A 6549-nucleotide genomic window follows, 5' to 3' on the forward strand; every position below is an offset into this window, starting at 1 on the left:
GCCCGGCAACACCGGGCGTATTAAGAAGGGCGCGTCAGACCAGACGGTTGCCAGGAGCGAACCATTCCCGCCGCGAGTTTAATAGATCCTGAGCACTCATTGCTTTTTTCCCGGCAGGCTGTAGCGAGAGTAAATTCAGCACGCCGTCGCTGGTCGCCACCTGAATCCCCTGTTTTGTCGCTTCAATGATGGTCCCCGGTTCGGCTGTTGTGGCCACATCGATAACCGACGCCTGCCAGACTTTTACCGGCTGGCCATCAATTTCTATCCAGCTCATTGGCCACGGGTTAAAGGCGCGAATGCAGCGTTCTAACTGAGCGGCTGGAAGAGACCAGTCGATACGCGCTTCTTCTTTGCTGAGTTTTTGCGCATGGGTAACCAGCGCTTCATCCTGTACAACCGGTTTCGCGGTACCTGCAGCAAGCTGCTTAAGGGTTTCGATCAGCCCCTGCGGCCCCAGGTTAGCCAGCTTGTCGTACAGCGTTCCGCTGGTGTCTTCGGCCGTGATTGGGCACGCAAGTTTATACAGCATATCACCCGTATCGAGGCCGACATCCATCTGCATGATGGTGACACCGGTCTCGGTATCGCCAGCCCACAGCGAACGCTGAATGGGCGCCGCGCCGCGCCAGCGCGGAAGCAACGAACCGTGAACGTTAATGCAGCCCAGGCGCGGCATATCCAGCACGGCTTTTGGTAGAAGGAGCCCATAGGCTACGACGACCATGACGTCTGCACGCAGATCGGAGACGAGCTGCTGATTTTCCTGCGGACGTAGTGAAGCTGGCTGGAATACCGGTATGCCTTTTTCTTCTGCAAGAACTTTCACCGGGCTGGGCATGAGTTTTTTACCACGACCTGCCGGACGGTCCGGTTGGGTGAAGACGCCAACCACGTTGTGTCCAGAGGACAGCAGCGCGTGGAGATGACGTGCTGCAAAGTCAGGGGTGCCGGCAAAAATAATACGTAGTGAGTCTGACACGTTTATTCTCGTCCTTAAGCTCGAGCATTCAGACGATCAAGTTTCTCAACTTTTTGACGAATGCGTTGTTGCTTGAGCGGTGACAGGTAATCGATGAACAGCTTACCGACGAGGTGATCCATCTCGTGCTGAATGCAGATGGCCAGCAGACCGTCGGCTTCAAGCTCAAAAGGTTTGCCTTCGCGATCGAGCGCGCGGATTTTCACTTTTTCTGCACGCGGCACTAAAGCACGCTGTTCAGGAATAGAGAGGCAGCCCTCTTCAATGCCTGTTTCTCCGCTTTTTTCCAGCAGCTCAGGGTTAATTAATACCAGCTGCTCTTCACGATTTTCTGATACATCAATAACAATAATACGCTGGTGAATATCCACCTGCGTTGCGGCCAGACCGATACCTTCTTCAGCATACATCGTCTCGAACATATCATCGACGATACGCTGAATTTCTGCATTTACTTCTTCTACCGGCTTTGCGACTTTGCGAAGGCGCTCGTCCGGAATATGTAACACTTGCAAAACTGACATAGTTATCCAGAGTTGTGTTCAGGAGTTGGAAAGATTATTACCTCCATTCTAGACAAAACCCCCTGCAATTGACAGTCTCGCTGTCCAATCGCAAAGATTGTTAAAGTCGCTTGTGGCAGGGGGATAGGGATGACGCCCAGGGAAATTTGGTTACGTTTGATGAGGGTGAGCAGCCTGTATGGCGAGAGTGCTATCAGTGCCGCCCGTCAGCTATGTGCATCTGCGACGTTAGGTCGAGAAGATTTGCGAGCCTGTGGCTTGAGTCTGGCGCAATCGAAGCATTTCCTCAGCGTTAACCAATGCGAGATAGATGCCACGCTGCAATGGCTGGAGCGACCAAATTGCTATCTACTGACTGCCGAAGATCCGCTTTACCCACCCCAGCTGCGGGCGATTGTCGACTTTCCTTGCGCTCTTTTAGTATGTGGAGACCCTGCGCTACTGAGCAGCCGGCAGCTGTCCGTCATTGGGAGCCGGGCGCATTCATGGTATGGCGCTCGTTGGGGGAAACTCTTTAGCGAAGCTTTAGCACGTTATGGTATTACGATCACGAGCGGCCTGGCCCTTGGCATTGATGGAATTGCTCATCGTGGTGCGCTGGAAGGGAAAGGTAAAACGGTTGCTGTTTTAGGGAATGGCTTAAGAGAGATCTATCCTCGCCGTCATCAGGCGCTAGCGGAGCAGATTACAAACAGCTGCGGCGCCATCATTTCGGAGTTTCCGCTGTTTACCCCGCCCCTGCCGGGCAACTTTCCTCGCCGTAACCGGATTATCAGCGGGCTAAGTGCCGGCGTGTTGGTTATTGAGGCGGCCCTGAAAAGCGGCTCATTAGTGACGGTTCGTTATGCTCTGGAGCAGGGAAGGGATGTGTTTGCCCTGCCAGGGCCGATTGGCAGCCCGGGTTCAGAAGGTCCCCACTGGCTTATCAAGCAGGGCGCGATTCCCGTGACAGCCCCGGAAGACATCGTCGAATACTGGCGGGATGAGCTGCCATATGTTCTTCCTGAACCAGATGACGCAAATAATTGCGGTAATCGGCCTTCTGTAGCATTGCCATTTCCAGAGCTCCTGGCTAACGTAGGAGATGAGGTAACACCTGTTGACGTTGTCGCTGAACGTGCCGGCCAATCTGTGCCAGTAACCGTAGCCCAGCTACTAGAACTGGAGTTAGCAGGCTGGATCGCAGCTGTACCCGGCGGCTATGTCCGATTAAGGAGGGCAAGCCATGTTCGACGTACTGATGTATCTGTTTGAAACTTACATCCATAACGAAGCAGAAATGCGCGTGGATCAGGACAAGCTGACTCGGGATCTGACCGATGCCGGTTTTGAACGAGAAGATATCTATAACGCCCTGATGTGGCTGGAGAAACTGGCTGATTACCAGGAGGGGCTTGTTGCGCCAATGCAGCTTGCTTCTGACCCACTCTCGTTACGAGTCTACACCGACGACGAGTGCCAGCGTCTTGATGCAAGCTGCCGGGGATTCTTATTATTCCTTGAGCAAATTCAGGTGTTGAACCTCGAAACACGGGAAATGGTGATTGAGCGTGTACTGGCGCTGGATACGGCAGAGTTCGATCTGGAAGATCTCAAATGGGTGATCCTGATGGTGCTGTTCAATATTCCCGGTTGCGAAAATGCCTACCAGCAAATGGAAGAATTACTCTTTGAAGTAAATGAAGGTATGCTGCACTAACTTTTTTGCTGCGACATTAGAATTGTTATGACCAAAACAGCGCTGTTCTCGGTGCGTAAAAACGAACCCTGCCCGCAGTGTGGGGCTGAACTGGTAATACGCTCCGGGAAACACGGGCCTTTTCTCGGCTGCTCGCATTATCCTGACTGTGACTATGTCCGGCCCCTGAAAAATCAGGCGGACGGACATATTGTCAAAGTTCTGGAGGGGCAAACGTGCCCGTCTTGCGGCGCAGTGCTGGTACTACGCCAGGGGCGTTTTGGTATGTTTATCGGTTGTAGCAGCTATCCAGATTGCGAACATACTGAACTTATCGATAAGCCGGATGAAACCGCAATTGCCTGCCCACAGTGCGGGCAAGGGCATTTGGTTCAGCGCCGCTCACGTTTTGGAAAAAACTTCCATTCCTGCGATCGTTACCCCGATTGCCAGTTCGTCATAAACTTCAGGCCAGTGGCGGGCGAGTGTCCAGAGTGTCATTACCCGTTGCTAATCGAAAAGAAAACGGCGCAGGGCGTTAAACGCTTCTGTGCCAGCAAACAATGTGGAAAGCCGATACCGGCGGAATAAATCTGTGAATAATAACCTGCCCTCAGAAGCCATCGTACGTGCTGTGGCGCTTCTGAATAATGAACATGTCATCGCCTATCCAACAGAAGCCGTTTTTGGCGTCGGTTGCGATCCCGATAGCGAAAAGGCCGTCATGAGCCTGCTTGCACTTAAACAGCGTCCCGTTGAAAAGGGGCTGATCCTGATTGCGGCGAACTTCGAGCAACTCAAACCCTATATTGACGATACGCAACTTAGCGATGAGCAGCTGGAGACGATTTTTTCTTGCTGGCCAGGGCCTGTGACATTTGTCTTCCCCGCTTGCGCTTCAACGCCGCGTTGGTTGACGGGGCGCTTCAATTCACTGGCTGTGCGAGTCACGGATCATCCGCTGGTGGTCGAACTGTGTAATGCTTACGGAAAACCGCTGGTTTCAACCAGCGCAAATTTGTCTGGCCAGCCTCCTTGCCGCACGACGGCAGAAGTTTATGCGCAGTTTGGCGCTGATTTCCCGGTCGTTGACGGGGCTACGGGAGGGCGTCAAAACCCATCTGAAATACGTGATGCCTTGACGGGCGAACTCTTCCGCCAGGGGTAACTCATGGAAACTTATGCCGTCTTCGGACACCCTATTGCCCATAGCAAGTCGCCATCAATTCATCGGCTTTTTGCTCAGCAGTTGCAAATTACGCATCCCTATGGCCGTATCCTGGCTCCGCTCGATGATTTCGTTACGACGCTCGATACCTTCTTTAATGAAGGCGGTAAGGGAGCGAACGTCACCGTGCCTTTTAAAGAAGAGGCCTTCGCGCGAGCAGATGAGCTAACCGAACGCGCAGCGCTGGCCGGTGCGGTCAATACGCTTAAACGGTTGGAGGATGGCCGCCTGCTGGGGGACAATACCGATGGTATTGGACTACTGAGCGATCTGGAACGGCTGGGTTTTATTAAACCAGGATTCCGGGTATTGCTTATTGGCGCAGGTGGGGCTTCACGCGGCGTTTTGCTTCCTCTCCTGTCGCTGGATTGTGCCGTGACTATTGTTAATCGTACCTATTCTCGCGCCCATGAACTGGCTACGCTTTTTGCTCATACCGGCAGCGTCCGCGCTTTGGATATAGAAGCATTAGACGGTCAGGAATTTGATCTCATTATTAATGCGACATCCAGCGGTATTGACGGCGGTGTTCCCGCGATCCCTGTTACCTTAATAAATCCCCATGTCTGTTGTTATGACATGTTTTACCAGAAAGGTAGTACGCCATTTTTATCCTTATGCCAGCAACACGGTGCGACAAAATGCGCTGATGGGTTGGGAATGCTGGTGGCGCAGGCTGCTCATGCGGTGCTGTTGTGGCACGGCGTTCTGCCAGAAATTACGCCAGTCATTGCGGCTTTGCAGAAGGAACTGAATGCATGAACCAGGCAATTCAGTTTCCAGACAGAGAGGTATGGGATGAAGCGCGTCAATGTATCGCTTTTCCTGCATTAGTTAACGGCATGCAGCTTACCTGCGCCTTAACGCTTACGGTGCTCAAGAAGCGTTTTGGCGGTGAAGAGCCGGCGCAATGGCTGGCCGCTTTTCGTGAACATCGCTGGGATCTGGAAGATGAAGCCCAGGATCTCATTCTCGACCAGCAAGAAGATGCTCAAGGTTGGATCTGGTTTTCCTGAGCCAGGTAATCACCTTTCCACTTTACATAGTTGTTCGCTGAATATTGTAGCCCGGCAATTTCCGCCTCTGTCAGGGGGCGTATCTGTTTTACCGGGTTACCAAAGTAAAGATAGCCACTCTTGAGACGTTTGTTCTGAGGCACCAGACTGCCAGCCCCAATCATTATATCGTCTTCAACAATCACGCCATCCAACAAAATCGAACCCATACCGACCAGGACCCGGTTACCAATAGTGCAGCCGTGTAGCATCACCTTATGACCGACGGTAACATCATCGCCAATGATCAGTGGATTGCCGTGTGGATTAGATGAAGACTTATGCGTGACATGTAAGACGCTACCGTCCTGAATGTTAGTGCGGGCGCCTATTTCCACATAGTTCACATCACCGCGAATGGCGACCAGAGGCCAGATACTGACATCGTCAGCTATTCTGACATCGCCGATCACCACGCTGCTGCTGTCGATCATCACGCGTAGGCCCGTTTTAGGGAATAAATCTTTATAACGACGCAAGCTGGTGGTCATGGTTACCTCAATAAAAGAAGGGAGTGCAGAGACTTTGGTTGCTTTTCTGGCCGTCTGCAACCCCTTATTGTGGTAAAAATTGAGCGAATTGAGCAAGAACGCCGCGAAGCGGCTGAAAAACCATCATTTGGAAAAAAAGATCGAAAAAAGGCTTGTGCAAAAAAATGGGATCCCTATAATGCGCTCCCACTGACACGGCAGATGTGAATCACTTCACAAACAACCGGGTCGGTTGAAGAGAAAAAATCCTGAAATAACGGGTTGACTCTGAAAGAGGAAAGCGTAATATACGCCACCTCGCAACGGTGAGCGAAAGCCGCGTTGCACTGCTCTTTAACAATTTATCAGACAATCTGTGTGGGCACTCAAAGTGACATGGATTCTTAACGTCCTCGGACGAAAAATGAATACCAAGTCTCAAAGAGTGAACACGTAATTCATTACGAAGTTTAATTCTACGAGCATCAAACTTAAATTGAAGAGTTTGATCATGGCTCAGATTGAACGCTGGCGGCAGGCCTAACACATGCAAGTCGAACGGTAGCACAGAGAGCTTGCTCTCGGGTGACGAGTGGCGGACGGGTGAGTAAT

At 51.9% G+C, this 6549-nt stretch carries 9 protein-coding genes and 1 rRNA gene (1 of these 10 cut by a window edge); 7 read left to right on the forward strand and 3 right to left on the reverse strand.

The genetic code is table 11. The features are described 5' to 3' along the window. Positions 1-34 precede the first annotated feature (34 nt). Both fmt and def read right to left on the reverse strand, forming a co-directional pair. Positions 35-982 (reverse strand): methionyl-tRNA formyltransferase, encoded by a 948-nt coding sequence (gene fmt / locus F8562_RS02610; RefSeq protein ID WP_014839662.1) that lies wholly within the window; start codon positions 980-982, stop codon positions 35-37. 14 nt (positions 983-996) lie between these two features. After that, positions 997-1506, reverse strand: coding sequence for a peptide deformylase (gene def, locus F8562_RS02615; RefSeq protein ID WP_004854751.1), 510 nt, complete (start codon positions 1504-1506; stop codon positions 997-999). A gap of 129 nt (positions 1507-1635) precedes the next feature. Here def and dprA point away from each other — a divergent pair, with 129 nt between their 5' ends. Genes dprA through F8562_RS02645 form a run of 6 tightly spaced genes read left to right on the forward strand, consistent with a single transcriptional unit; the run spans position 1636 to position 5428 of the window. Then, entirely contained in the window at positions 1636-2760 is a 1125-nt protein-coding gene (gene dprA, locus F8562_RS02620) for a DNA-protecting protein DprA (protein WP_014227031.1), read from the forward strand. Further along, a complete protein-coding gene (gene smg / locus F8562_RS02625; RefSeq protein WP_014227030.1) occupies positions 2732-3205 on the forward strand; it encodes a DUF494 family protein Smg in 474 nt (157 codons plus the stop codon). Before dprA ends, smg begins: the two co-directional genes overlap by 29 nt. Before the next feature lie 27 nt (positions 3206-3232). Beyond that, complete coding sequence (locus tag F8562_RS02630; RefSeq protein ID WP_014227029.1) at positions 3233-3775, forward strand: type I DNA topoisomerase; 543 nt, start codon at positions 3233-3235, stop codon at positions 3773-3775. A gap of 4 nt (positions 3776-3779) precedes the next feature. Further along, positions 3780-4352: an L-threonylcarbamoyladenylate synthase type 1 TsaC gene (gene tsaC, locus F8562_RS02635; RefSeq protein WP_004854739.1), complete on the forward strand. Its 573-nt coding sequence runs from the start codon at positions 3780-3782 to the stop codon at positions 4350-4352. 3 nt (positions 4353-4355) lie between these two features. Continuing rightward, entirely contained in the window at positions 4356-5174 is an 819-nt protein-coding gene (aroE, locus tag F8562_RS02640) for a shikimate dehydrogenase (protein WP_014839659.1), read from the forward strand. Next, complete coding sequence (locus F8562_RS02645; protein ID WP_014227027.1) at positions 5171-5428, forward strand: DUF1488 domain-containing protein; 258 nt, start codon at positions 5171-5173, stop codon at positions 5426-5428. The genes aroE and F8562_RS02645 overlap by 4 nt, the downstream gene beginning before the upstream one ends. Here the strand turns inward: F8562_RS02645 and F8562_RS02650 are convergent. Beyond that, entirely contained in the window at positions 5404-5958 is a 555-nt protein-coding gene (locus F8562_RS02650; protein ID WP_014839658.1) for a gamma carbonic anhydrase family protein, read from the reverse strand. The genes F8562_RS02645 and F8562_RS02650 overlap by 25 nt on opposite strands. A gap of 472 nt (positions 5959-6430) precedes the next feature. Here F8562_RS02650 and F8562_RS02655 point away from each other — a divergent pair. Beyond that, positions 6431-6549, forward strand: a 16S ribosomal RNA gene (locus F8562_RS02655); it runs 1421 nt beyond the window's last position.

Origin of the sequence: Klebsiella sp. RCJ4 (assembly GCF_009025755.1) — a bacterium.
Classification (GTDB): domain Bacteria; phylum Pseudomonadota; class Gammaproteobacteria; order Enterobacterales; family Enterobacteriaceae; genus Klebsiella; species Klebsiella michiganensis.

Excerpts from the sequence above, each read along its gene's own strand:
- def (WP_004854751.1), bottom strand. The coding sequence starts at position 1,506 with ATGTCAGTTTTGCAAGTGTTACATATTCCGGACGAGCGCCTTCGCAAA.
- dprA (WP_014227031.1), top strand. The coding sequence starts at position 1,636 with ATGACGCCCAGGGAAATTTGGTTACGTTTGATGAGGGTGAGCAGCCTG.
- smg (WP_014227030.1), top strand. The coding sequence starts at position 2,732 with ATGTTCGACGTACTGATGTATCTGTTTGAAACTTACATCCATAACGAA.
- F8562_RS02630 (WP_014227029.1), top strand. The coding sequence starts at position 3,233 with ATGACCAAAACAGCGCTGTTCTCGGTGCGTAAAAACGAACCCTGCCCG.
- aroE (WP_014839659.1), top strand. The coding sequence starts at position 4,356 with ATGGAAACTTATGCCGTCTTCGGACACCCTATTGCCCATAGCAAGTCG.
- F8562_RS02645 (WP_014227027.1), top strand. The coding sequence starts at position 5,171 with ATGAACCAGGCAATTCAGTTTCCAGACAGAGAGGTATGGGATGAAGCG.
- F8562_RS02650 (WP_014839658.1), bottom strand. The coding sequence starts at position 5,958 with ATGACCACCAGCTTGCGTCGTTATAAAGATTTATTCCCTAAAACGGGC.